The 22,320-nt window shown below is 51.0% G+C and carries 23 protein-coding genes and 1 other annotated feature; of the genes, 11 read left to right on the top strand and 12 right to left on the bottom strand.

Going from position 1 to position 22,320, the window contains the following annotated elements:
- Window positions 1-84: 84 nt before the first annotated feature.
- Together recN and nadK are read right to left on the bottom strand one after the other, a co-directional pair.
- A complete protein-coding gene (gene recN / locus BZK42_RS25000) occupies window positions 85-1,746 on the bottom strand; it encodes a DNA repair protein RecN (protein WP_080860766.1) in 1,662 nt (553 codons plus the stop codon).
- An 85-nt stretch (window positions 1,747-1,831) separates the two neighbouring features.
- The gene (gene nadK, locus BZK42_RS24995) at window positions 1,832-2,710 is read right to left on the bottom strand and encodes an NAD(+) kinase (RefSeq protein ID WP_016154073.1); all 879 of its coding nucleotides are present in this window, start codon (window positions 2,708-2,710) and stop codon (window positions 1,832-1,834) included.
- 122 nt (window positions 2,711-2,832) lie between these two features.
- Here nadK and grpE point away from each other — a divergent pair, with 122 nt between their 5' ends.
- Window positions 2,833-3,426, top strand: coding sequence for a nucleotide exchange factor GrpE (gene grpE, locus BZK42_RS24985; RefSeq protein WP_003031221.1), 594 nt, complete (start codon window positions 2,833-2,835; stop codon window positions 3,424-3,426).
- 50 nt (window positions 3,427-3,476) lie between these two features.
- Here the strand turns inward: grpE and BZK42_RS24980 are convergent, their stop codons facing one another.
- On the bottom strand, window positions 3,477-4,766 hold the full coding sequence (locus BZK42_RS24980; RefSeq protein ID WP_008785520.1) for an HlyC/CorC family transporter: 1,290 nt from the start codon (window positions 4,764-4,766) through the stop codon (window positions 3,477-3,479).
- Between the two features lie 18 nt (window positions 4,767-4,784).
- A complete protein-coding gene (locus tag BZK42_RS24975; protein ID WP_003031224.1) occupies window positions 4,785-5,576 on the bottom strand; it encodes a cytochrome C assembly family protein in 792 nt (263 codons plus the stop codon).
- A gap of 165 nt (window positions 5,577-5,741) precedes the next feature.
- On the opposite strand from BZK42_RS24975, the gene ffh reads away from it, so the two are divergent.
- From ffh to rplS, 5 genes are all read left to right on the top strand, one after another.
- Window positions 5,742-7,103, top strand: a complete 1,362-nt coding sequence (gene ffh, locus BZK42_RS24970; protein WP_003031226.1) for a signal recognition particle protein — start codon at window positions 5,742-5,744, stop codon at window positions 7,101-7,103.
- Window positions 7,104-7,356: 253 nt separating this feature from the next.
- A complete protein-coding gene (gene rpsP, locus BZK42_RS24965; RefSeq protein ID WP_003031228.1) occupies window positions 7,357-7,605 on the top strand; it encodes a 30S ribosomal protein S16 in 249 nt (82 codons plus the stop codon).
- 18 nt (window positions 7,606-7,623) lie between these two features.
- Window positions 7,624-8,172, top strand: a complete 549-nt coding sequence (gene rimM, locus BZK42_RS24960; protein WP_080860764.1) for a ribosome maturation factor RimM — start codon at window positions 7,624-7,626, stop codon at window positions 8,170-8,172.
- Window positions 8,173-8,216: 44 nt separating this feature from the next.
- On the top strand, window positions 8,217-8,984 hold the full coding sequence (gene trmD / locus BZK42_RS24955) for a tRNA (guanosine(37)-N1)-methyltransferase TrmD (RefSeq protein WP_016157187.1): 768 nt from the start codon (window positions 8,217-8,219) through the stop codon (window positions 8,982-8,984).
- A 41-nt stretch (window positions 8,985-9,025) separates the two neighbouring features.
- A complete protein-coding gene (gene rplS, locus BZK42_RS24950) occupies window positions 9,026-9,373 on the top strand; it encodes a 50S ribosomal protein L19 (protein ID WP_002914145.1) in 348 nt (115 codons plus the stop codon).
- A 127-nt stretch (window positions 9,374-9,500) separates the two neighbouring features.
- Here the strand turns inward: rplS and BZK42_RS24945 are convergent, their stop codons facing one another.
- The 4 genes from BZK42_RS24945 to BZK42_RS24930 form a co-directional block, all read right to left on the bottom strand.
- Window positions 9,501-9,983 carry an OmpA family protein gene (locus BZK42_RS24945; protein WP_016154071.1) on the bottom strand — a complete coding sequence of 161 codons (483 nt, stop codon included), beginning with the start codon at window positions 9,981-9,983 and terminating at the stop codon, window positions 9,501-9,503.
- Between the two features lie 10 nt (window positions 9,984-9,993).
- Complete coding sequence (gene dgcN / locus BZK42_RS24940; RefSeq protein ID WP_016157186.1) at window positions 9,994-11,220, bottom strand: diguanylate cyclase DgcN/YfiN; 1,227 nt, start codon at window positions 11,218-11,220, stop codon at window positions 9,994-9,996.
- On the bottom strand, window positions 11,213-11,731 hold the full coding sequence (gene yfiR / locus BZK42_RS24935; RefSeq protein ID WP_016157185.1) for a regulatory sequestration protein YfiR: 519 nt from the start codon (window positions 11,729-11,731) through the stop codon (window positions 11,213-11,215). The genes dgcN and yfiR overlap by 8 nt, the downstream gene beginning before the upstream one ends.
- Window positions 11,732-11,889: 158 nt before the next feature.
- Window positions 11,890-12,264 carry a DUF2799 domain-containing protein gene (locus tag BZK42_RS24930; protein WP_016154068.1) on the bottom strand — a complete coding sequence of 125 codons (375 nt, stop codon included), beginning with the start codon at window positions 12,262-12,264 and terminating at the stop codon, window positions 11,890-11,892.
- A gap of 215 nt (window positions 12,265-12,479) precedes the next feature.
- Between BZK42_RS24930 and aroF the strand changes: the two genes are divergently transcribed.
- Window positions 12,480-13,550 carry a 3-deoxy-7-phosphoheptulonate synthase AroF gene (aroF, locus tag BZK42_RS24925; RefSeq protein ID WP_046275987.1) on the top strand — a complete coding sequence of 357 codons (1,071 nt, stop codon included), beginning with the start codon at window positions 12,480-12,482 and terminating at the stop codon, window positions 13,548-13,550.
- A gap of 10 nt (window positions 13,551-13,560) precedes the next feature.
- On the top strand, window positions 13,561-14,682 hold the full coding sequence (gene tyrA / locus BZK42_RS24920) for a bifunctional chorismate mutase/prephenate dehydrogenase (RefSeq protein ID WP_016154066.1): 1,122 nt from the start codon (window positions 13,561-13,563) through the stop codon (window positions 14,680-14,682).
- A 99-nt stretch (window positions 14,683-14,781) separates the two neighbouring features.
- Here the strand turns inward: tyrA and pheA are convergent, their stop codons facing one another.
- The 4 genes from pheA to bamD form a co-directional block, all read right to left on the bottom strand.
- Window positions 14,782-15,942, bottom strand: coding sequence for a bifunctional chorismate mutase/prephenate dehydratase (pheA, locus tag BZK42_RS24915; RefSeq protein ID WP_080860763.1), 1,161 nt, complete (start codon window positions 15,940-15,942; stop codon window positions 14,782-14,784).
- Window positions 15,943-15,964: 22 nt separating this feature from the next.
- Window positions 15,965-16,090: a sequence feature (Phe leader region), on the bottom strand.
- Entirely contained in the window at window positions 16,042-16,089 is a 48-nt protein-coding gene (gene pheL / locus BZK42_RS28550) for a pheA operon leader peptide PheL (protein ID WP_100250063.1), read from the bottom strand. (Overlaps the previous feature by 48 nt.)
- Before the next feature lie 102 nt (window positions 16,091-16,192).
- Window positions 16,193-16,531, bottom strand: coding sequence for a ribosome-associated translation inhibitor RaiA (raiA, locus tag BZK42_RS24910; RefSeq protein WP_003031244.1), 339 nt, complete (start codon window positions 16,529-16,531; stop codon window positions 16,193-16,195).
- Between the two features lie 268 nt (window positions 16,532-16,799).
- Window positions 16,800-17,537, bottom strand: coding sequence for an outer membrane protein assembly factor BamD (bamD, locus tag BZK42_RS24905; protein WP_016154064.1), 738 nt, complete (start codon window positions 17,535-17,537; stop codon window positions 16,800-16,802).
- A 131-nt stretch (window positions 17,538-17,668) separates the two neighbouring features.
- Between bamD and rluD the strand changes: the two genes are divergently transcribed.
- The 3 genes from rluD to clpB all read left to right on the top strand — a co-directional run bounded on the left by rluD (window position 17,669) and on the right by clpB (window position 22,080).
- Window positions 17,669-18,649 (top strand): 23S rRNA pseudouridine(1911/1915/1917) synthase RluD, encoded by a 981-nt coding sequence (gene rluD / locus BZK42_RS24900; RefSeq protein ID WP_016154063.1) that lies wholly within the window; start codon window positions 17,669-17,671, stop codon window positions 18,647-18,649.
- Entirely contained in the window at window positions 18,646-19,377 is a 732-nt protein-coding gene (gene yfiH, locus BZK42_RS24895) for a purine nucleoside phosphorylase YfiH (RefSeq protein WP_080860762.1), read from the top strand. Before rluD ends, yfiH begins: the two co-directional genes overlap by 4 nt.
- A 129-nt stretch (window positions 19,378-19,506) precedes the next feature.
- Window positions 19,507-22,080 carry an ATP-dependent chaperone ClpB gene (clpB, locus tag BZK42_RS24890; protein ID WP_016154061.1) on the top strand — a complete coding sequence of 858 codons (2,574 nt, stop codon included), beginning with the start codon at window positions 19,507-19,509 and terminating at the stop codon, window positions 22,078-22,080.
- Window positions 22,081-22,320: the final 240 nt, after the last annotated feature.

Here is a 22,320-nt window from a genome sequence, read left to right as displayed (position 1 = left end):
GACCTTTCACCACTTTAAAACCTTTTGCTGTCGGGTCGGTCGGCGATTTTATGTTGAACTCAGACCTTCACAAGGTAAAAAAGTTTATGCCGCCAGCAGTTCTTTTGCATTTGCGAGGGTATTGCGCGTCACTTCGCTACCGCCAAGTAGACGGGCTAATTCCTGCAGGCGCGCGCGTTTATCAAGCGGCTGCATGTGTGTTTCCGTCATCGCGCCATCTGTTTCTTTGCTGACATAGAAATGTTGATGACCACAGCCCGCAACCTGCGGCAGGTGAGTAACACACATTACCTGCGTTGACTCGCCCAACTGTCGCAACATTTTACCCACTACCGCAGCCGTCGGGCCGCTGATACCAACATCCACCTCATCGAAAATTAGCGCAGGCGTTTCCATCTTACGTGCTGTAATGACCTGAATAGCCAGCGCAATACGTGACAGTTCCCCGCCGGAAGCGACTTTCGCAATTGGTTGTAACGGCTGACCTGGGTTAGTGGTTACTTTAAACTCCACGCGATCGGCACCGTCTGCGCTCAGATGATGCTCCTCAAATTTCACATCAATGCAAAAGACACCGTGCGGCATCGAGAGAGCATGCATGCTCTCTGTAATAAGTTGCCCCAGTTCCTGCGCATAATGCTGACGCTGTTGGTGCAGCATTTTTGCCGTTTCCAGCGCCTGCTGGTGGTGATTGTTCACCGCCAGGGTTAAGGTTTCGAGCGAGTCGGCCTGATCGTCCAGTTGCTGTTGTTCATCCAGCAACGACTGATAGAACTGTGGCAGCACTTCAGGGGCAACATGATGCTTACGCGCCAACGAGATTTGCCTGGAGATACGCTGTTCGAGCTCGAACAAGCGGTTAGGGTCTAAATCCAGACGATCGCAATAGTGGCGCAGCTCGTCGCTGGCTTCGCTGAGCTGGATGGTGGCCTCTTCCAGCATATCCAGAATACCTGAAAGTTTGCCGTCCATGCCTGCCAGTTCAGTGACCAGGTGTTTTGCGGTGTACAGTTGGCTTTGCAGATTGATGTCTTCACCATCTGCCAGGATAGCCAGCGCCTGTTGGCTGGTGGTGAGTAATTGCCCACTGTTAGCCAGGCGCTTGTACTCTTCATCAATTTGCTCAAACTCACCCGGCTGCGGATTGAATTCGTTCAGTTCCTTTAACTGGTATTGCAACAATTCCGCCCGGGCTGCGCGTTCCAGGCTTTGTTGCTGATGATGCGCCAGGTCACGGCAACTTTGGTGCCATAGTTGGTAGCGCGCAGCCATTTCCTGGGTCAGAGACGCTTCATTGGCGTAACCATCAAGCAGGGATTTTTGGTTTTCTGATTTTGTCAGGAGCTGATGCGCATGCTGGCCATGGATTTGAATAAGTAACTGGCCCAGCTCGCGCAACTGCGATAACGGAACGGCGGTTCCGTTAATAAACCCACGGGAGCGGCCATCGCTGCTGATAACGCGACGCAGCAAACACTCACGGCCTTCCTCAAGCTGGTTCTCTTCCAGCCAGCGCAGGGCTGCGGGGGTATCTTTTAAGGCAAAACGGGCGCAGAGGTCGGCTCGCATGGCGCCTGCACGCACCATGTCTGCGTCTGCGCGTCCGCCCAGACACAAACCGAGAGCATCAATGGCAATGGACTTACCCGCACCGGTCTCACCGGTGATAACGGTCATTCCGTTCTGGAAATCGATCTCAAGTTCACGAACGATAGCAAAATTGCTGATGGTCAGTTGTGCCAACATAGCTGTTTTCCTGTATGAAAAACCATAACTGTGATTTCATACAGTATAAACTGGTTTTTTATACAGTAAAGAGGTTGGCGTTAAATTAGAATAATTTTTTTGACCAACCAAGCTTAGTGCTTAATGTGTTGAAATAGCTGTAATCTTTTGGATGTATCAGGTTCAGATGATAATCACAGCGGCGAATCAATACGTCTTCACCTTCCTGTATAGGTAGGGCGATTTGGCTGTCACAGCTGATCTCCAGATCGTTACGGCGATGGGAAAAGCGCAGGCGAATGGTGCTGCTACTGTTGATCACCAGCGGTCGCGCGGAAAGCGTATGCGGAAACATGGGTACCAGCGTAATGGCATCCAGAGAAGGCGTCAGAATTGGGCCTCCGGCAGAGAGCGAGTAGGCGGTAGAGCCGGTCGGCGTCGAGATAATCAGCCCATCTGAACGTTGGGAGAAGGCAAAAATTTCATCGATATAGACTTCAAATTCAATCATGTGCGCCACTTTCCCGGGGTGCAGCACAACTTCATTGATGGCAGTGCTAATGCGCTTCTGGCAATCCTGTTGACACACCTGAGCTTCGAGTAAAAAGCGCTTTTCGCTGATGTAGTGGCCTTCCAGCACGTCAGCTAACTGTTGCTGGGCATTGTCTGGGTCAAGGTCGGTCAAAAAACCGAGGTTGCCGCGGTTAATGCCAATAACCTTGATGTCATAACGTGCCAGGGTGCGAGCGGCGCCCAGCATATTGCCGTCGCCGCCGACTACCACGGCGAGGTCTGCCTGTTGGCCAATTTCTGCGAGCGTACCGGTTTTCACATTTTTCAGCTGCAGCTCGTGAGCGATTTGTTGCTCAACGATAACCTCATAACCTTTGGTGCACAGCCAACGGTAGAGCATTTCATGTGTGGTCAGTGCAGTGGGGTGACGTGGATGCCCCACAATGCCAATACACTTGAAATGTTTGTTCATTTTCTCGAGGTCCTTGTAACGAAGATTAGTGACAATGTGAGTACTTCCCTTGAATCCCTGAATCTGATCCCCATAATAAGCCAAGTTAGCGAGATGAATGCGAAAAAAACGCGGAGAAATTCATGAGTAGTAAAGAACAGAAAACGCCTGAGGGGCAAGCCCCGGAAGAAATTATCATGGATCAGCACGAAGAAGTTGAGGCGGTTGAATCAGACGCTTCTGCTGAGCAGGTGGATCCGCGCGATGAAAAAATTGCGAATCTGGAAGCTCAGCTTGCTGAGGCCGAAACTCGCGAGCGCGACAGCGTGTTGCGTATCAAAGCGGAAATGGAAAACCTGCGTCGTCGTACCGAACTGGACGTAGAAAAAGCGCATAAGTTTGCGCTGGAAAAATTCGTCAACGAACTGCTGCCGGTGCTGGATAGCCTGGACCGCGCGCTGGAAGTTGCGGATAAAGATAATGACGCTATGGCGGCGATGGTTGAAGGTATTGAGCTGACCCGTAAGTCAATGCTGGATGTCGTGGCGAAGTTTGGTGTACAGGTGGTTGCGGATATCGATGTGCCGATGGACCCGAACGTGCACCAGGCAATTGCAATGGTAGAGTCTGACGACGTTGCTGCCGGTAATGTGCTGATGGTAATGCAAAAAGGCTATACCCTGAACGGACGTACCATCCGCGCCGCGATGGTCTCTGTGGCGAAAGCCAAAGGCTAATCAGCCTTCAGGCCGGGTAATGCTCACGCGCTACCCGGCCTGAATTACTCTCACTGGTCCGACACGCTTTCCCGTAGCGGTTTGACCGGCAATACCTGCACCTGTTTAATCATATTGTCCTGCACGTCGAGAATATCGATATCGTACTGTCCAATACGCACACGCGTGCCAGCAACCGGGATCTCTTCCAGCGCTTCAAGAATAATACCATTCACGGTACGTGCGTCATCTTCCGGCAGGTGCCAGTTAAACGCCTTATTGATTTCACGAACGTTGGCGCTGCCGTCAATGATCACCGAGCCATCATTCTGCGGCGTTACCTCTTCGGCAAGCGTGGGTGACATTGAAGTGGTGAAGTCGCCGACAATCTCTTCCAGAATATCTTCGACCGTGACCAGCCCCTGAATATCGCCATATTCATTAACAACCAGACCCACTTTCTTCTTGTTTCGCTGAAACTTAATGAGCTGGGTGCTGAGAGGCGTACCTTCCGGGACGTAATAAATTTCGTCGGCGGCACGTAACATGGTCTCTTTGGTGAACTCTTTTTTCTCTGCCATCAATCGCCAGGCTTCACGTACGCGCAGCATACTGATGGCGTCGTCCAGCGAGTCGCGGTACAGCACAATACGGCCATGTGGAGAGTGCGAAAGCTGACGCACGATTGACTTCCAGTCATCGTTAATATCAATGCCGATGATTTCGTTACGCGGGATCATGATGTCATCGACGCTGACTTTTTCCAGATCCAGCACTGACAGCAGCATATCCTGGTTACGGCGTGAAATTTGCGAGCGCGATTCATTCACCAGCGTTCGCAGTTCATCTTTACTCAGCGAACCGCTCACCACGATATCCGTTTTGATGCCCATCATGCGCATAAGTAGCCGCGTGATGGTGTTGAGTAGCCACACCAACGGCATCATCAGAATCTGCAGTGGAGCCAGCAGTACACTGCTCGGATAGGCAACTTTTTCTGGATACAGCGCGGCAATAGTTTTGGGCAGTACTTCGGCAAAAACCAGCACGACAAACGTCAGTACCCCAGTGGCAATAGCGACACCCGCATCGCCATACAGGCGCATACCGACAATGGTGCCGAGCGCGGAGGCCAGAATATTCACCAGATTATTACCGATGAGCACCAGGCTTATCAGGCGGTCCGGCTTACGAAGTAGCTTTTCAACGCGTTTTGCCTGACGATTTCCCTGCTTGGCCCGATGACGTAGACGATAGCGATTCAGGGTCATCATTCCGGTTTCAGAACCGGAAAAATAGGCGGAAATGACCACCATGATGAGAAGCGTGATAATGAGCGTGGTGGTGGAGATGTGTTCCACGTAGGGTTCCTTAAAGATTTAACTCACGAACTGCTGCAGGATACGACTGCCGAAATAGGCCAGCGTTAGAATGCCTGCGCCTGCGACGTTAAACCATACGACGCGACGTCCGCGCCAGCCTTCATGGTAATGCCCCCACAACAGAACGATATAGACAAACCATGCCACGATAGAGAGAACGGCTTTATCAATGTTCTCGGTACTGAACAGGTTATGCATGTAAAACAGGCCAGTGCACAGGGTGAGCGTCAGCAGAACCACGCCAATTTGGGTGATATGAAACATTTTCCGCTCAATACTCATTAGCGGCGGCATCTCATTGCTGAAGGCCAGTTTTTTGTTTTTCAACTGGTAGTCGATCCATGCCAGTTGCAGCGCATAGAGTGCGGCGATAATCAGCGTGGCGTAAGCGAATAGCGATAGCCCGATGTGAATCATCATGCCCGGCGTAGCTTCGAGATGGGTGATGAACTCGTTCGGCATAAACGTGGCGAAGGCCAGGTTGATCAGCGCAAAGGCGTAGACAATGGGCAGCAATAGCCAGCCACGATTGCGGGAAGCGACAATAGTCATTACCGTACAGATCATCAGGCTAACCAGCGAGCCGACGTTCAACAGACTCAGGTTTTGTCCGCTTTCACCGCCGGGCAGAATTCGCGCTTCCAGGGCGATAGCATGACTTACCAGCGCGACGACCGCAGAGAGAATAGCCATACGCCGCCAGCCGCTGTTTTTTTGCAGCAGAGCGGGAATAATCAGCGCAAGGCTGACTGAGTAGGCGACAAGGGCAAGCAGAGCAAAAACGGGCATATAGGTGTCGACAGTTGGCCAGTGATAAAGAAAAGCAGTATAGCGTTACGTGACCGCTGCTCCAACCGTTGCATAACAACAAAGGCGGCTTCATGTTATACTGCGACAAATTTCTGTTGATGTGTCGCTGTCGCGACCGACCGTTTCCACCCCAGGCGAGAGACAATGTTTGATAATTTAACCGATCGTTTGTCGCGCACGCTGCGCAATATCAGTGGCCGTGGACGCCTTACTGAAGACAACGTTAAAGAGACGCTGCGCGAAGTGCGCATGGCGCTGCTGGAGGCTGACGTAGCGCTGCCGGTAGTGCGTGAGTTTATCAATCGCGTAAAAGAGAAAGCGGTTGGTCATGAAGTTAACAAAAGCCTGACGCCGGGTCAGGAGTTCGTCAAGATTGTCCGTAACGAACTGGTTGCGGCAATGGGCGAAGAAAACCAGACCCTGAATCTGGCAGCACAGCCGCCAGCCGTTGTGCTGATGGCTGGTCTGCAGGGGGCGGGTAAAACGACCAGCGTCGGTAAGCTGGGGAAATTCCTGCGTGAGAAGCACAAGAAGAAAGTGCTGGTGGTCTCCGCGGACGTTTATCGCCCGGCGGCGATAAAACAGCTGGAAACGCTGGCCGAGCAGGTCGGTGTGGACTTCTTCCCGTCGGATGTCGGCCAGAAGCCGGTCGATATCGTTAACGCCGCGCTGAAAGAAGCCAAACTCAAATTCTACGACGTGCTGCTGGTGGATACCGCCGGTCGCCTGCACGTTGATGAAGCGATGATGGACGAAATCAAACAGGTCCACGCTTCTATCAAGCCGGTTGAAACGCTGTTTGTGGTCGACGCCATGACCGGTCAGGATGCCGCGAATACCGCAAAAGCCTTCAACGAAGCGCTGCCGTTAACCGGTGTCGTGCTGACCAAAGTTGATGGTGATGCTCGTGGTGGTGCGGCGCTCTCTATTCGTCATATCACCGGCAAGCCGATTAAATTCCTCGGCGTTGGCGAGAAAACCGAAGCGCTGGAGCCGTTCCACCCGGATCGTATTGCTTCGCGTATTCTCGGCATGGGTGACGTGCTGTCGCTGATCGAAGATATCGAAAGCAAGGTCGACCGCGCGCAGGCAGAGAAATTAGCCAGCAAGCTGAAAAAAGGCGACGGCTTCGATCTCAACGATTTCCTTGAGCAGCTCAACCAGATGAAAAACATGGGCGGTATGGCAAGCCTGATGGGCAAGCTGCCGGGCATGGGGCAGATCCCAGACAACGTGAAATCGCAGATGGACGATAAAGTGCTGGTGCGTATGGAAGCCATCATCAACTCGATGACGATGAAAGAACGCGCTAAGCCGGAAATCATCAAAGGTTCCCGTAAACGCCGTATTGCTGCCGGCTGCGGTATGCAGGTACAGGACGTAAACCGCCTTCTGAAACAGTTCGACGACATGCAGCGCATGATGAAGAAAATGAAGAAAGGCGGTATGGCGAAGATGATGCGTGGCATGAAGGGTATGATGCCGCCAGGCTTCCCTGGTAGATAAATATATCGGGCTACCTAATTTGCCTTTTTGACGTCGGGGTGAGCTCGAAATGCTCACGTACTGCATGTACGTTCTGCTTTCTGCGCGCACGCCGACGCCAAACTGGCTGCAATGGTAACGCCCTGGTATAAAGCCTCATCACATGTTGATTGCTTTTTTCCCAGAAATCAGTAAAATTTTCGGGCTTTTAATATGACACCCGGGCTCCGTTCCTCGATGGGGCCTGGGTGTTTTATTCACACAAGAGGATGTTATGGTTACTATTCGTTTAGCTCGTCACGGCGCTAAAAAGCGTCCGTTCTACCAGGTTGTTGTTACCGACAGCCGTAATGCACGCAACGGTCGCTTCATCGAGCGCGTTGGCTTCTTTAACCCAATCGCTAGCGAAAAAGAAGAAGGCACTCGCCTGGATCTGGATCGCATCGCTCACTGGGTTGGCCAGGGCGCGACTATTTCTGATCGCGTAGCTACGCTGATCAAAGCAGCAAACAAAGCAGCTTAATCTGTCACGGTGGTCATGATGAGCAAGCAACTCGCCGCGCAGGCTCCTGTGGAACCCATCATTTTGGGGAAAATGGGGTCTTCTTACGGTATCCGTGGTTGGCTCAGAGTGTTTTCTTCCACTGAAGACGCCGAAAGCATTTTTGACTATCAGCCCTGGTTTATCCAGAAGGCGGGTCAGTGGCAGCAAGTACAGCTGGAAAGCTGGAAGCACCACAATCAGGATCTGATCATCAAGCTGAAAGGCGTTGACGATCGTGATTCGGCGAATCTACTGACTAATTGCGAAATTGTCGTGGATTCCTCGCAGTTGCCAGCGCTGGAAGATGGTTCCTACTACTGGAAAGACCTTATGGGCTGCCAGGTAGTGACCACTGAAGGTTACGATCTCGGTAAAGTCGTCGATATGATGGAAACCGGTTCGAATGACGTCATTGTCATTAAGGCAAACCTGAAAGATGCGTTTGGTATCAAGGAACGTCTTGTACCGTTCCTCGATGGGCAGGTTATCAAGAAAGTCGATCTCGCTACTCGTACTATCGAAGTAGATTGGGATCCTGGTTTTTAAACCACCGGATAAACGGTAAAAGTCGGCGTTATGGGGATTGGCTTGTGTTTATAGGTATCGTTAGCCTGTTTCCAGAAATGTTCCGCGCAATTACCGATTACGGGGTAACTGGCCGGGCAGTAAAAAATGGCCTGCTGAACATCCAGAGCTGGAGTCCTCGTGACTTTACTCATGACCGGCACCGTACCGTGGACGATCGTCCTTACGGCGGCGGACCGGGGATGTTAATGATGGTGCAACCTTTACGGGACGCCATTCATGCAGCAAAAGCTGCGGCTGGTGAAGGCGCAAAGGTGATTTATCTGTCACCTCAGGGGCGCAAGCTTGATCAAGCGGGCGTTAGCGAACTGGCCACGAATCAAAAGCTGATTCTGGTGTGTGGTCGCTATGAAGGAATAGATGAGCGCGTGATTCAAACCGAAATTGACGAAGAATGGTCAATCGGCGATTACGTTCTCAGCGGTGGTGAGTTACCGGCAATGACGCTGATCGACTCCGTTTCTCGGTTTATTCCGGGAGTTCTGGGTCATGAAGCTTCGGCAATCGAAGATTCGTTTGCTGATGGGTTGCTGGATTGTCCGCACTATACCCGACCTGAAGTGTTAGAACAGATGGAAGTACCGGCAGTGTTACTGTCGGGGAACCACGCTGAGATACGTCGCTGGCGTTTAAAACAGTCGCTGGGCCGGACCTGGCTTAGAAGACCTGAACTTCTGGAAAACCTGGCTCTGACTGAAGAGCAAGCAAGGTTGCTGGCGGAGTTCAAAACGGAACACGCACAACAGCAGCATAAACATGATGGGCTGGTCTGAGACCCCCAAATATCAGTTTACCCAGGATAAGAGATTAAATTATGAGCAACATTATTAAGCAACTTGAACAAGAGCAGATGAAGCAGGACGTACCTTCCTTCCGTCCGGGTGATACCGTGGAAGTGAAAGTATGGGTTGTTGAAGGTTCCAAAAAACGTCTGCAGGCATTCGAGGGCGTGGTTATCGCTATTCGTAACCGCGGTCTGCACTCTGCATTCACTGTTCGTAAAATTTCCAACGGCGAAGGCGTTGAGCGTGTCTTCCAGACTCACTCTCCGGTAGTTGACAGCATTGCTGTTAAACGTCGTGGTGCTGTTCGTAAAGCTAAACTGTACTACCTGCGTGAGCGCACTGGTAAGTCTGCTCGTATCAAAGAGCGTCTTAACTAAGATTCGCGCAAGCGACATCCTGTTAGAAAAGGGCTGGCCGAAAGGCTGGCCCTTTTTTTATTCCGACCTTACTCTTTTGTTTTATTGCAATTGGATGGCTGCGCGGCGCGCAGCCAGTTGAGGACTTTTACGGCGTAGCGATCACGACTGCAACCCGGCGGTTTTCAGCACGACCTTTTGACGTCTGATTACTGGCGATCGGGTATTTCTTCCCGAGTCCCTGCGTTGTCAGATTAGTGCGGGGAATGTTGGCGCCCTGTGCCCACGCATCGGCAACCACATTCGCGCGTTTGAGCGACAGCGCTTCGTTGTAGCTGTCTTCGCCGTAGTTATCGGTATGACCATCCATACGCGCATGGTTTAACCCGGTAGCTGCCAGTTTGGATGCCATTTCCTGGATCTGCTTTTCACTTTCAGGGCGCAGCTTATAGTCGTTTTTGTCAAACAGGATGTTGTCAGACAGACCAAGAGACCAGTCTCCGGAAGCTTCGGTAAATCCGTACGATTTCATGGCTGCAATTTGCTCTGGGGTAAATTTTCCCTGAGGTGCCTGACAGCCTGCCAAAATCAGTAAAAGCAGAAGAAACGGGGATGATAGACGTTTTAGCATGTGTAAGTCCTTATTTTTTAATAATGCGTTCAGAACGCAAATTTTTGGCCTGATACATATTTTTATCGGCAAGTTCTTGTAATTTCTCGGCAGAGGCATGTTCCCACGTCAGCGCAAAACCAATGCTGAGTGTCATGCTTGCCTGATGACCGTTATGCAGGTCAAAAGGTCGGTTAAACTCGTGTGACAGTGCCGCGCAGATCCGCTGAACTTCGTATTCAGAGTGAACGCTGTACAGCACCATAGCGAACTCATCGCCGCCAAGTCTGTAGGGGTGATGTCGATTACCACCAAACTCGGCCAGCCTGTTTGCAACTTCAATCAGGACCCGATCCCCCGCTGCGTGGCCCCAGGTATCATTAATAAATTTAAAATTATCACCATCAAGGAATAACAGTGCGGAGCTGCTGTGGGCGGCATGGTCATTCATCAGGGCGTTAATGCTGCTGCGAAATGCGGCGCGATTCGCCAGTCCGGTCAGCGGATCGTGTAGCGCCGTACGCAAAAGCTGGGCGTTCTTTGCCTGCAGTTTAAGTTGCCACTCCTCCATCTCGTCCAGCAGACTATTAAAATCCTGGGCAAAAAGGTGAAACTCTTCAATGCGCTCTTCTGAAACGCGCCGTGAAAAGTTACGGTTGGTACGAACATCATGTACCACCTCGGTTATATTTTGCAGGGCTTCCACGACGCCATTATGTAAATAACGAGTGAGCATTAATGCAATGCCAGAGGCCAACAGAATGCACCCGGTAAGGACGGCCAGCGACAAATAGATGAAATGGCTGATAACACTATCGCGCGCAGTCAATCGTACTTCGCCGATGACGTTGCCATTATGCAAAATAGGTTGAGTGACCGGTTGGGGGAACAGCCAGTGGCTGATAAGTCCGCTGATTTTTTCAGTGGTATCCTGCGCGTTATAGCGCCAGGTGGCGATCACCTTCTGGTTTTTATTACGAACTTCTGCAACGGAAAATTGCCCCTGCTGACCCAGTGCTGCCAGCGTTTCAGTTGCTGCGACGCCATCAGAAAAAACTAATGCTGCTTCAAGCGTGCGGGTCATGGTTGCAGCGGTCAGATCCAGGTTCTTTTGCGCATACTGTCTCAATGCCAGCACCGAAGAAATGCTGAGCAGCAGCCAGATCAGCGTCATAGTTACCAGAACGCTGATTATGCTGATACGCCGTAATGTCCGCTTAAACGTCGGGCGTGTTATGGGAGAATGGCCCTTATCCATGCTTCTGATTCCGTGCAAGCATTAATACGTCCGGACTGACCCTTACGCCACTGCGTGAAAGGGAATCCATATTTACGGAAAATCTCACATCTTCATCTTTAATTATGAGGCAAAAGGCGCTGCCAATAACGCATTCGGGGTTCTGTTCGGCAATTAATAGCAATGCCTTAGACGGATATTTATTCTTTAATTCCACCTGATAAGTAGGGGATTCTTTTCCAAAATAAAAGCCATCACACTGCGAAACTAATATTTCTTGTTCCGTACGAATGATGACGGGAAGATAGGGTAATGCTCCGGCACTGGTATCTCCCAGGACACTGGAAAAACGCGATGAAGAGAAAATACACAGTTTGGGGGGCCCGGACAGTGCAGGCCAGCGCGTATAACTGACGATGCCGGAAACCATAGCGCGTACAGATTTTGCTTCTTCCGTAACGCTTTGGGCGTACAGCGGTAATCCGGTCAGGAGCAGTGCCAGTAGAAGTATGAGTCGGTAAGAATAGCTCATGAATAGTTACCTACCAGCGTTTGCCGTAAAACGTCGAAATACATTCAAGATTATTTAGGACAAAATAACATTATTTTCCTAAGCCGTCATTATGCCAGGTTGAAAGCTATTAGTAATTTAAGTTAAGTCTTAGTGATTTATAAAATATAAGCTATTGTTTAATTTAATCTTATTGAGGCAGCACCTTCATTTGCTCCTTTTTGCCAGGCACTGTGTAACTGGTCAATATTTTCGACCGTATCACAACTTGGGGGAAAGGTTTTCCCGGTCAAACCTCTGGCGTAAACAAAATCCGGCTGGCAGATTTTACGTTGTCCCTCGGCATAACCCTTAAGATATTCCGTACGATCGACTTCGGGGTCATTGTAGTTGTCGGCAAGAGTTTCATTATCTTTAACGGCATACCCCGAAATGGCATCTTGTATTCCGGCGTCGTACCAGGCGGTTCCCGTCCATGTGGGGGCGTGGGTATAAGGATCTATCTGACATCCGCTAAGAAGTAATAGAAATAGGGTGCTGATGAGTTGCTTCATTGCCTGTACTCCCTCGTTTTTTTAAGCATAGTGGATCTCAATATCGGGAGGTGTAAATTTTAATGTACATAATGGAGGGCGTGTTTTGTCATTAAATTGCATGCTGTAAATTAAAATTTACGGTTTGTGGATTGAAATCTTTACCTATTGTGTTATCGTTATCACCTCCTCGCTGAGGATCAACTATCGCAAACGAGCTAAACAGGATCACCATCATGCAAAAAGACGCGCTGAACAACGTACATATTACCGACGAACAGGTTCTGATGACTCCGGAGCAGCTGAAAGCTGAATTCCCGCTGAGCCAGGCGCAAGAAGCGCAAATCTCCCAGTCACGCAAAACCATTTCAGATATTATCTCTGGTCGCGATCCGCGCCTGCTGGTGGTATGTGGCCCGTGTTCCATTCACGATCCTGAAATGGCTATTGAGTACGCTCGTCGGTTTAAAGCCCTTGCCGCAGAGGTCAGCGATAGCCTCTACCTGGTGATGCGCGTCTATTTTGAAAAACCCCGTACCACCGTCGGCTGGAAAGGGTTAATTAACGATCCTCATATGGATGGCTCTTTTGATGTTGAAGCCGGCCTGAAAATTGCGCGTCAGCTGCTGCTTGAACTGGTGAATATGGGACTTCCGCTGGCAACTGAAGCGCTGGATCCCAATAGCCCGCAATACCTGGGCGATCTGTTTAGCTGGTCTGCAATCGGTGCGCGTACCACGGAATCGCAGACTCACCGCGAAATGGCTTCCGGTCTTTCGATGCCGGTCGGCTTTAAGAACGGTACTGACGGTAGCCTGGCGACCGCCATTAACGCGATGCGCGCGGCGGCACAGTCGCACCGCTTTGTTGGTATTAACCAGGCCGGACAGGTTGCACTGCTGCAAACTCAGGGTAACCCGGACGGTCACGTGATCCTGCGCGGTGGTAAAGCGCCGAACTACAGCCCGGCAGATGTCGTCCAGTGCGAAAAAGAGATGGAGCAGGCGGGACTACGACCTTCTCTGATGGTAGATTGCAGTCATGGTAACTCCAATAAAGATTACCGCCGCCAGCCTGCCGTGGCTGAATCCGTGATTGCACAAATCAAAGATGGCAATCGCTCGATCATTGGCTTGATGATTGAAAGTAATATTCACGAAGGCAACCAGTCTTCTGAACAGCCGCGTAGCGAAATGAAATACGGCGTGTCTGTAACTGATGCCTGCATTAGCTGGGAAATGACGGATGCGCTACTGCGTGAAATTAGCCAGGATTTAAACGGCCAGCTGTCGGCGCGTGTAGCATAAGAGGTTGGTTATGGTTGCTGAATTGACCGCATTACGCGATCAAATTGATGAAGTCGACAAGGCGCTGCTGGGTTTACTGGCACGTCGCCTGGAGCTGGTGGCCGAAGTCGGTGAAGTAAAAAGCCGCTTTGGGCTGCCTATCTACGTGCCGGAACGGGAAGCCTCTATGCTGGCCTCCCGCCGGGCGGAAGCGGAAGCCCTTGGCGTGCCGCCGGACCTGATTGAAGATGTGCTGCGCCGGGTTATGCGCGAGTCTTACTCCAGTGAGAACGACAAAGGATTTAAAACGCTTTGTCCTTCTCTGCGACCGGTGGTGATTGTTGGCGGCGGCGGTCAGATGGGACGTCTGTTCGAAAAAATGCTCACCCTGTCAGGTTATCAGGTACGGATCCTGGAACAGCAGGATTGGGATCGTGCGCCGGAGATCGTCTCTGATGCTGGCATGGTGATCGTCAGTGTGCCGATCCACGTCACTGAGCAGGTGATCGCCAAATTACCGCGTCTGCCGTCCGACTGCATCCTGGTGGATCTGGCTTCGGTGAAAAATGGTCCTTTGCAGGCGATGCTGGCGGCGCACGACGGCCCGGTGGTGGGATTACACCCCATGTTTGGCCCGGACAGCGGCAGTCTGGCAAAGCAGGTTGTCGTCTGGTGTGACGGACGTCAGCCGGAAGCTTATCAGTGGTTTCTGGAACAGATTCAGGTGTGGGGTGCGCGACTGCATCGGATCAGTGCTGTTGAACACGACCAGAACATGGCATTTATTCAGGCATTGCGTCACTTTGCGACCTTTGCTTACGGTCTGCATTTAGCGGAAGAGAATGTTCAACTGGAGCAGTTACTGGCACTCTCTTCGCCGATTTATCGCCTTGAACTGGCGATGGTCGGACGTCTGTTTGCCCAGGATCCTCAGCTCTATGCCGATATCATTATGTCGTCTGAGAGTAACCTTGCGCTGATCAAACGCTACTACCAACGTTTTGGTGAGGCGATCGGTTTACTGGAGCAGGGCGATAAGCAAGCGTTCATCGACAGCTTCCGTAAGGTGGAGCACTGGTTTGGTGATTATGCGAAACGCTTCCAGAACGAAAGCCGTACTTTGTTGCGCCAGGCTAACGATAGTCGCCAATAAATACGATGCTTGATGGCAACGCTGATGCGTTGTATCAGTCATACAAGGATCGGCTAAAGAATGCCGGATAAGCGTAGCGCCATCCGGCATTGTCAAACGTTAGCCTGGATTGACCGGCACCACATTCTCACTTGGATAGCAGCCAAGTACTTTCATCGAGCGCGTAATCTCACCTAACTCCTTCAATGCTTTTTGCATCTGAGGTGATTCCAGGTTGGCCTGGATATCAAGATAAAACATTTCTTCCCACGGATTGCCGTGAATCGGGCGTGACTCCAGTTTAGTCATAATCAGATTATGGTTGCGCAGTACCAGCAGAGCTTCTACCAGCGCACCGGCTTGTTGTCCTGTCGCCATCAGCAACGTGGTTTTTGCTGGCACCTGATCGGAAACATTGATTGCCTTGCGCGCCAGTACCACGAAGCGGGTGATGTTTTGCGTCTGATTAGCTTCGATATGCTCGAGAACCTGCAAACCGTATAGTACGCCTCCGGCTTCGCTCCCCAGAGCCGCCACGCGCGGTGAGTTAGCCTGCGCAACTTTTTCCATCGCCGCCGAGGTGCTTTCGGTGTACTCAATCTTCCAGTGCGGGTAACGACTCAGGAATTTGCTGCACTGCTGGAATGGCTGCGGATGGCTATATACCGTTTCAATGGTCTCGAGATCTGTCGTGCCGGACACCAGTAGGCAGTGGTCAATCGTGATAGTCATCTCGCCAACGATAGACAGGCTGGTGTGCTGTAGCAGGTCGTAAACGTCGTTAATCCCACCGGAACTGGTGTTTTCAATCGGAACCACTGCGTAGTCAGCTTGTCCGGTTTCGACCTGATTAAAGATATCGGCAAATTTCGCGCAGCCGCTTTCTATAAATTGTTCAAAATGGCGGGCAGCATACTGACGTGCGGCAAGATGAGAATATGACCCTTTTGGCCCAAGGAAAGCAACGCGTGCTGAGTGTGGGTTAATTTTGTTCAGATGCTGCTGGAGCAGTGCCTGCTGAGTCAGGACGGAGTCTTCGATTATGAGCTGGAACAGGCGAGTGATGTAGTGAGCATCAAGATGATGTGCTTTGCCAAGCTGAATCAGTCGGTCCAACAGATCGCGCTCACGGTCGATATCACGAACTGGACGATGTGAAAGCAGCTTAGCTTTGCCAACTTCTACGGCCAGTCCACGTCGCTCAGCCAGCAGGGCCAGTAATTTTTCATCCAGCGTGCTGATCTTATCGCGCAGCGCCAGCAATGGGTTTTCCGATGTCATAGTGTTGCCTTTCTTGTTATCAATAAAAAAGGCCCCCCGTTGTGGGAGGCCTTATTGTTCGTCTTCGCATTCTTTATCACACGACGAAACGCCTCCCATTCAGGGGAAGGTAAAAAAGAATGCGAAGAAGAACGGGACAAGTTTCATGTAATTTTCCTTTGGCTACGTCAGTAAAGTACCCGTACTGTTTTCACCCTGTCAACAAAAAACGCGCCCGGAGGCGCGTTGGCGATACACTCAATGTAAGGGACTACTCTTCTTCTGCTTCGACGAAGTTGGCGTCTTTGACTGAAGTTGTTGCACGACGGGCTTCGCCTTTGTGCTGCACTTTATTGAGCTGCCGTTCCAGCTTGTTGATCAAATCGTTAATTGCGGTGTACATATCCTCGTGTTTTGCGCTGGCGACCAGATGTCCGTTCGGTGTATTGATGGTGGCATCAGCAATGAAACCCTGCGGCTCCTTAGACAGAATGATATGTGGATTAATCAGATGAGTTTGCCATTTTTCGAGTTTGGCGAGACGGTCTGCGACATGCTGGCGAATTGCCGGAGTAATTTCCATTTGTTTACTGGTAATGTTCATTGTCATAAATTTTACCTCTTGTCTTTCCCGTCTTGGTGATTCCAGCATACCGTTCCCAATGTCAAAATGTGTGATATTAATCACATTTTTTTGTCGCTTTTTGTCAAGAAAACCTTTTTGTGAGGCACCGCAGGAACAAGCGATTTTTTACTTGAGGAATACCTGAAAGCAGGCCATATTTGATGAGATGCGTTGCGGCTAAACCGCTTCAGTTGTGGTGTTTACGGATAAAAAAACGGCAGCCTTTGGGCTGCCGTTTGCATTCTGAGATAAATCAGGTATTGCTGCTGTTGGCGGCAATGATTTTCGCTACTTTTTCTGCCTGCGCATTCATCTGCATCTGGCGATAAGCATTTTCCATCAACGGCAGGGCATTGCGTGTTGCCTGAGTATCCGGGAAGTCGCGCAGCATGCCTTCTACACGGTTTACCACGGCAACCCATGCACCGCGGGCAGTGTAGTATTCCACAACGGAATATTCATACTTCGCCAGACGGTCTTTCAGGAATACCAGACGTTTGGTGGCGTCAGTGGTGTACTGGCTGTTCGGATAGCCACGTACCAGTTTGGAAAAGTCATTAAACGCAGCTCGGGCATGTTGCGGATCGCGATCGCTGCGATCAACACCAAAGAATCCTTGCAGTGCGCTATCATCCAACGCCATATTGGTCAGGCCACGCATATACATGACATAATCAATGTTAGGGTGTGTCGGGTTAAGACGAATAAAACGATCGATGGCAGCCTGAGCAAGTGGCAGATCGGCGTTTTTGTAGTAGGCGTAGATGAGATCTAATTGCACCTGCTGAGAATACGGTCCAAATGGATAACGGTTATCCAACGCTTCTAATTGCGTTATTGCCTGTTTCCAGTTACCGTCCTGCAGCTTTTGCTGAGCAGTCGCGTAGATTTCATTTGGCGGATTATCGGGCACCTCTTCCTTTGAACCAGAGCAACCCGCCAAAAACAGGCTCAACGTGGCTGCTGCCACCAGATATTTCATGCGCGTCATGACGTTTTGACTTTCCTCAAAATGTTTTACGGGAGATTCTCTGTTCCTGCTCCCGGTTAAGACCAGCTACAATAGCACACTATATTAAACGGCAAAGCCGTAAAACCCAACGTTAAACGAAGAAGCAGTTTATGGCACAACGAGTAGAACTCACCGCAACAGTCTCCGAAAATCAGCTCGGTCAACGCTTAGATCAGGCTTTGGCCGAATTGTTCCCTGATTATTCGCGATCGCGCATAAAAGAATGGATCCTTGACCAGCGCGTACTGGTAAATGGCAATCTTTGCGATAAACCGAAAGAAAAAGTGTTGGGTGGAGAGCGCGTCTCCATCACTGCAGAAATTGATGAAGAGGTTCGTTTTGAACCTCAGGATATCCCACTGGATATCGTTTATGAAGATGACGATATTCTTGTCATCAACAAACCCCGTGACCTCGTAGTGCATCCGGGGGCCGGTAATCCTGATGGCACGGTATTGAATGCATTACTGCATTACTACCCGCCAATCGCGGATGTTCCACGTGCTGGTATCGTGCACCGTCTGGATAAAGACACGACCGGATTAATGGTGGTGGCAAAAACCGTTCCGGCGCAAACGCGTCTGGTGGAGTCGCTGCAGCTGCGTGAAATTACCCGTGAGTACGAAGCCGTGGCGATTGGTCATATGACGGCAGGCGGAACCGTTGAGGAACCGATTAGCCGCCACCCGACCAAGCGTACGCACATGGCGGTACACCCGATGGGGAAACCGGCGGTGACGCACTATCGCATTATGGAACACTTCCGTGTGCACACGCGTCTGCGGCTGCGTCTGGAAACCGGACGTACGCACCAGATCCGCGTGCACATGGCGCATATCACCCATCCGCTGGTGGGCGATCAGGTCTACGGCGGTCGTCCGCGTCCACCGAAAGGCGCTTCTGACGAATTTATCTCCGTTCTGCGTAAGTTCGATCGTCAGGCGCTGCACGCGACTATGCTGCGTTTATATCACCCAATTTCAGGTATCGAAATGGAATGGCACGCACCGATTCCACAAGATATGGTGCAATTGATTGAAGTGATGCGCGCTGATTTCGAAGAACATAAGGATGATATTGCCTGGCTATGAGTAAGCTAATTGTCCCGCAGTGGCCGATACCGCAAGGTGTTGTGGCGTGTAGTTCTACCCGTATTGGCGGTGTTAGCTTGCCGCCTTATGATTCGCTGAATCTGGGCGCCCATTGCGGCGACAACCCGGAGCATGTTGAAGAGAACCGCAAGCGGCTGTTTGCTGCGGGCAATCTGCCGTCAAAGCCAGTCTGGCTGGAGCAGGTCCACGGTAAGGATGTCCTGAAACTGACCGGCGAGCCTTACGCCTCCAAACGTGCGGATGCTTCTTACAGCAACACGCCGGGCACCGTGTGTGCAGTGATGACGGCCGACTGTCTGCCGGTGCTGTTTTGCAATCGCGCTGGAACGGAAGTCGCGGCGGCACATGCGGGTTGGCGCGGATTATGCGCAGGCGTGCTGGAAGAGACGGTGGCGTGTTTTGCCGACAAACCTGAAAACATTATTGCCTGGCTAGGCCCGGCGATTGGCCCGAACGCGTTTGAAGTGGGAGCAGAAGTTCGCGCAGCGTTCATGGCGAAAGATCCGCAAGCGGACCTCGCATTTGTACCGCATGGTGATAAATATCTGGCGAATATTTACCAGCTTGCGCGTCAGTGTCTGGCAAATATCGGAGTAGAGAACATCTACGGTGGCGACCGTTGCACCTTCAGCGAAAGTGAGACGTTCTTCTCTTATCGTCGCGACAATACCACGGGTCGTATGGCAAGTTTTATTTGGCTGATATAACCTAAAGAATCAAGACGATCCGGTACGTGTAATTTTCTTTTCACATAATTCAGGTCATTCACCTTGAATAATTGAGGGATGACCTCATTTAATCTCCAGTAGCAATTTTGACCTGTTATGGGAGGAGTTATGCGTCTGGATCGTCTTACTAATAAATTCCAGCTTGCTCTTGCCGATGCCCAGTCACTCGCATTGGGGCACGACAATCAATTCATCGAACCACTTCATCTAATGAGCGCCTTGCTGAATCAGGAAGGGGGATCGGTACGTCCTTTATTAACGTCTGCTGGCATTAATGCTGGCCAGTTACGTACAGCCATTGACCAGGCGTTGAGCCGGTTGCCGCAGGTAGAAGGTACCGGCGGTGATGTGCAGCCTTCTCAGGATCTGGTGCGTGTACTGAATCTTTGCGACAAGCTGGCGCAAAAACGTGGGGACAACTTTATTTCGTCAGAACTGTTCGTACTGGCGGCGCTTGAGTCACGCGGTACGCTGACCGATTTACTAAAATCAGCAGGTGCGACGACCGCGAATATCACTCAGGCAATTGAACAAATGCGTGGAGGTGAAAGCGTGAATGACCAGGGGGCTGAAGACCAACGTCAGGCCTTGAAAAAATATACCGTCGACCTGACCGAACGTGCCGAGCAGGGCAAACTCGATCCGGTTATCGGGCGTGATGAAGAAATTCGCCGTACCATTCAGGTACTGCAGCGTCGTACTAAAAATAACCCGGTGTTAATCGGCGAACCAGGTGTTGGTAAAACGGCCATCGTTGAAGGGCTGGCCCAACGAATTATCAATGGTGAAGTGCCGGAAGGCTTAAAAGGTCGCCGTGTGCTGGCGCTGGATATGGGCGCGCTGGTGGCTGGGGCCAAATATCGTGGTGAGTTTGAAGAACGCTTAAAAGGCGTGCTGAACGATCTCTCGAAACAGGAAGGCAATGTCATCCTGTTTATTGATGAGCTGCATACCATGGTTGGGGCGGGTAAAGCCGATGGCGCAATGGACGCCGGGAACATGCTGAAACCTGCGCTGGCACGCGGGGAACTGCACTGTGTAGGCGCAACAACGCTTGATGAATATCGCCAGTACATCGAAAAAGATGCGGCACTGGAACGTCGTTTCCAGAAAGTATTTGTAGCCGAACCTTCAGTAGAAGACACCATCGCGATTCTGCGTGGCCTGAAAGAACGTTATGAGCTGCACCACCATGTGCAGATCACTGACCCGGCGATTGTTGCGGCAGCTACGCTGTCTCACCGCTATATTGCCGATCGTCAGTTGCCGGACAAAGCTATCGACCTTATCGATGAGGCGGCATCCAGCATTCGTATGCAGATTGACTCCAAGCCGGAGGAACTCGACAGACTCGACCGCCGTATTATCCAGCTCAAACTGGAACAGCAGGCATTAATGAAAGAGTCTGATGAGGCGAGTAAAAAACGTCTCGATATGCTCAACGAAGAGCTGGACGATAAAGAGCGCCAGTATTCTGAATTAGAAGAAGAGTGGAAAGCTGAAAAAGCATCCCTTTCGGGAACGCAAACTATCAAGGCTGAGCTGGAGCAGGCGAAAATCGCCATCGAACAGGCGCGTCGTGTCGGCGACCTGGCGCGGATGTCTGAACTGCAGTACGGCAAAATTCCTGAACTGGAAAAACAGCTGGAAGCAGCCACCCAGTCTGAAGGCAAAACCATGCGTCTGCTGCGTAATAAAGTCACGGATGCAGAAATTGCAGAAGTGCTGGCGCGCTGGACCGGGATCCCGGTTGCTCGCATGCTGGAAGGCGAACGGGAAAAACTGTTGCGTATGGAGCAGCAGTTGCACAGCCGCGTGATTGGCCAGAACGAAGCGGTGGAAGCCGTTTCTAACGCCATCCGTCGTAGCCGTGCTGGCTTGTCCGATCCAAATCGCCCGATTGGTTCGTTCTTGTTCCTCGGCCCAACCGGTGTCGGTAAAACTGAACTGTGCAAAGCGCTGGCAAACTTTATGTTCGACAGTGATGATGCCATGGTGCGTATCGATATGTCCGAGTTTATGGAGAAACACTCGGTGTCTCGTCTGGTCGGGGCGCCTCCGGGATATGTCGGCTATGAGGAAGGTGGATATCTGACAGAAGCGGTACGTCGTCGTCCTTACTCTGTCATCCTGCTGGATGAAGTGGAGAAAGCGCACCCGGATGTGTTCAATATTCTGTTGCAGGTGCTTGACGATGGTCGTCTGACTGACGGGCAGGGGAGAACGGTCGACTTCCGTAATACGGTTGTCATCATGACCTCGAACCTGGGGTCCGATCTGATTCAGGAACGCTTCGGTGAGCTGGACTACGGCCACATGAAGGATATGGTCCTGGGCGTCGTGAGCCATAATTTCCGCCCGGAATTCATCAATCGTATAGATGAAGTTGTTGTATTCCATCCGTTGGGTGAGCAGCACATTGCTTCTATTGCACAGATCCAACTGCAACGTCTGTATAAACGTCTGGAAGAGCGTGGCTATGAAATCCATATCTCTGACGAGGCGCTTAAACTGCTGAGTGCGAATGGTTACGATCCGGTGTATGGCGCACGTCCACTCAAACGTGCTATCCAGCAACAGATCGAAAACCCGCTGGCGCAGCAAATTCTGTCTGGTGAGCTGATTCCTGGCAAAACGATTCGGCTGGAAGTGAATGACGATCGCATTGTGGCAGTGCAGTAAGTCACAAAACGACAATAAACGAGCCCTGTGGGGCTCGTTTTTGTTTAAAAACAAAGCAAAAATCAATGTAATGGTTGAAAAGTAGTCGCTTGATAAGTTTTTTGTATTTTTAACTTGTCAGCCTGAAATAACTCCCTATAATGCGCCTCCACTGACACGGAACAACGGATTACAAACCGCCGGGTCAGCGGAGAAAAGCGAAAATAAACGCTTGACTCTGTAGCGGGATGGCGTAATATG

Origin of the sequence: Citrobacter braakii, assembly GCF_002075345.1 — a bacterium.
Lineage (GTDB): Bacteria > Pseudomonadota > Gammaproteobacteria > Enterobacterales > Enterobacteriaceae > Citrobacter > Citrobacter braakii.
This window is presented reverse-complemented; position numbering and strand designations above follow the sequence as displayed.

Excerpts from the sequence above, each read along its gene's own strand:
- rimM (WP_080860764.1), top strand. The coding sequence starts at position 7,624 with ATGAGCAAGCAACTCGCCGCGCAGGCTCCTGTGGAACCCATCATTTTG.
- rplS (WP_002914145.1), top strand. The coding sequence starts at position 9,026 with ATGAGCAACATTATTAAGCAACTTGAACAAGAGCAGATGAAGCAGGAC.
- rpsP (WP_003031228.1), top strand. The coding sequence starts at position 7,357 with ATGGTTACTATTCGTTTAGCTCGTCACGGCGCTAAAAAGCGTCCGTTC.
- bamD (WP_016154064.1), bottom strand. The coding sequence starts at position 17,537 with ATGACGCGCATGAAATATCTGGTGGCAGCAGCCACGTTGAGCCTGTTT.
- yfiH (WP_080860762.1), top strand. The coding sequence starts at position 18,646 with ATGAGTAAGCTAATTGTCCCGCAGTGGCCGATACCGCAAGGTGTTGTG.
- grpE (WP_003031221.1), top strand. The coding sequence starts at position 2,833 with ATGAGTAGTAAAGAACAGAAAACGCCTGAGGGGCAAGCCCCGGAAGAA.
- raiA (WP_003031244.1), bottom strand. The coding sequence starts at position 16,531 with ATGACAATGAACATTACCAGTAAACAAATGGAAATTACTCCGGCAATT.
- BZK42_RS24945 (WP_016154071.1), bottom strand. The coding sequence starts at position 9,983 with ATGCTAAAACGTCTATCATCCCCGTTTCTTCTGCTTTTACTGATTTTG.
- dgcN (WP_016157186.1), bottom strand. The coding sequence starts at position 11,220 with ATGGATAAGGGCCATTCTCCCATAACACGCCCGACGTTTAAGCGGACA.
- ffh (WP_003031226.1), top strand. The coding sequence starts at position 5,742 with ATGTTTGATAATTTAACCGATCGTTTGTCGCGCACGCTGCGCAATATC.
- clpB (WP_016154061.1), top strand. The coding sequence starts at position 19,507 with ATGCGTCTGGATCGTCTTACTAATAAATTCCAGCTTGCTCTTGCCGAT.
- pheA (WP_080860763.1), bottom strand. The coding sequence starts at position 15,942 with ATGACATCGGAAAACCCATTGCTGGCGCTGCGCGATAAGATCAGCACG.
- yfiR (WP_016157185.1), bottom strand. The coding sequence starts at position 11,731 with ATGAGCTATTCTTACCGACTCATACTTCTACTGGCACTGCTCCTGACC.
- recN (WP_080860766.1), bottom strand. The coding sequence starts at position 1,746 with ATGTTGGCACAACTGACCATCAGCAATTTTGCTATCGTTCGTGAACTT.
- BZK42_RS24930 (WP_016154068.1), bottom strand. The coding sequence starts at position 12,264 with ATGAAGCAACTCATCAGCACCCTATTTCTATTACTTCTTAGCGGATGT.
- BZK42_RS24975 (WP_003031224.1), bottom strand. The coding sequence starts at position 5,576 with ATGCCCGTTTTTGCTCTGCTTGCCCTTGTCGCCTACTCAGTCAGCCTT.
- rluD (WP_016154063.1), top strand. The coding sequence starts at position 17,669 with ATGGCACAACGAGTAGAACTCACCGCAACAGTCTCCGAAAATCAGCTC.
- tyrA (WP_016154066.1), top strand. The coding sequence starts at position 13,561 with ATGGTTGCTGAATTGACCGCATTACGCGATCAAATTGATGAAGTCGAC.
- nadK (WP_016154073.1), bottom strand. The coding sequence starts at position 2,710 with ATGAACAAACATTTCAAGTGTATTGGCATTGTGGGGCATCCACGTCAC.
- aroF (WP_046275987.1), top strand. The coding sequence starts at position 12,480 with ATGCAAAAAGACGCGCTGAACAACGTACATATTACCGACGAACAGGTT.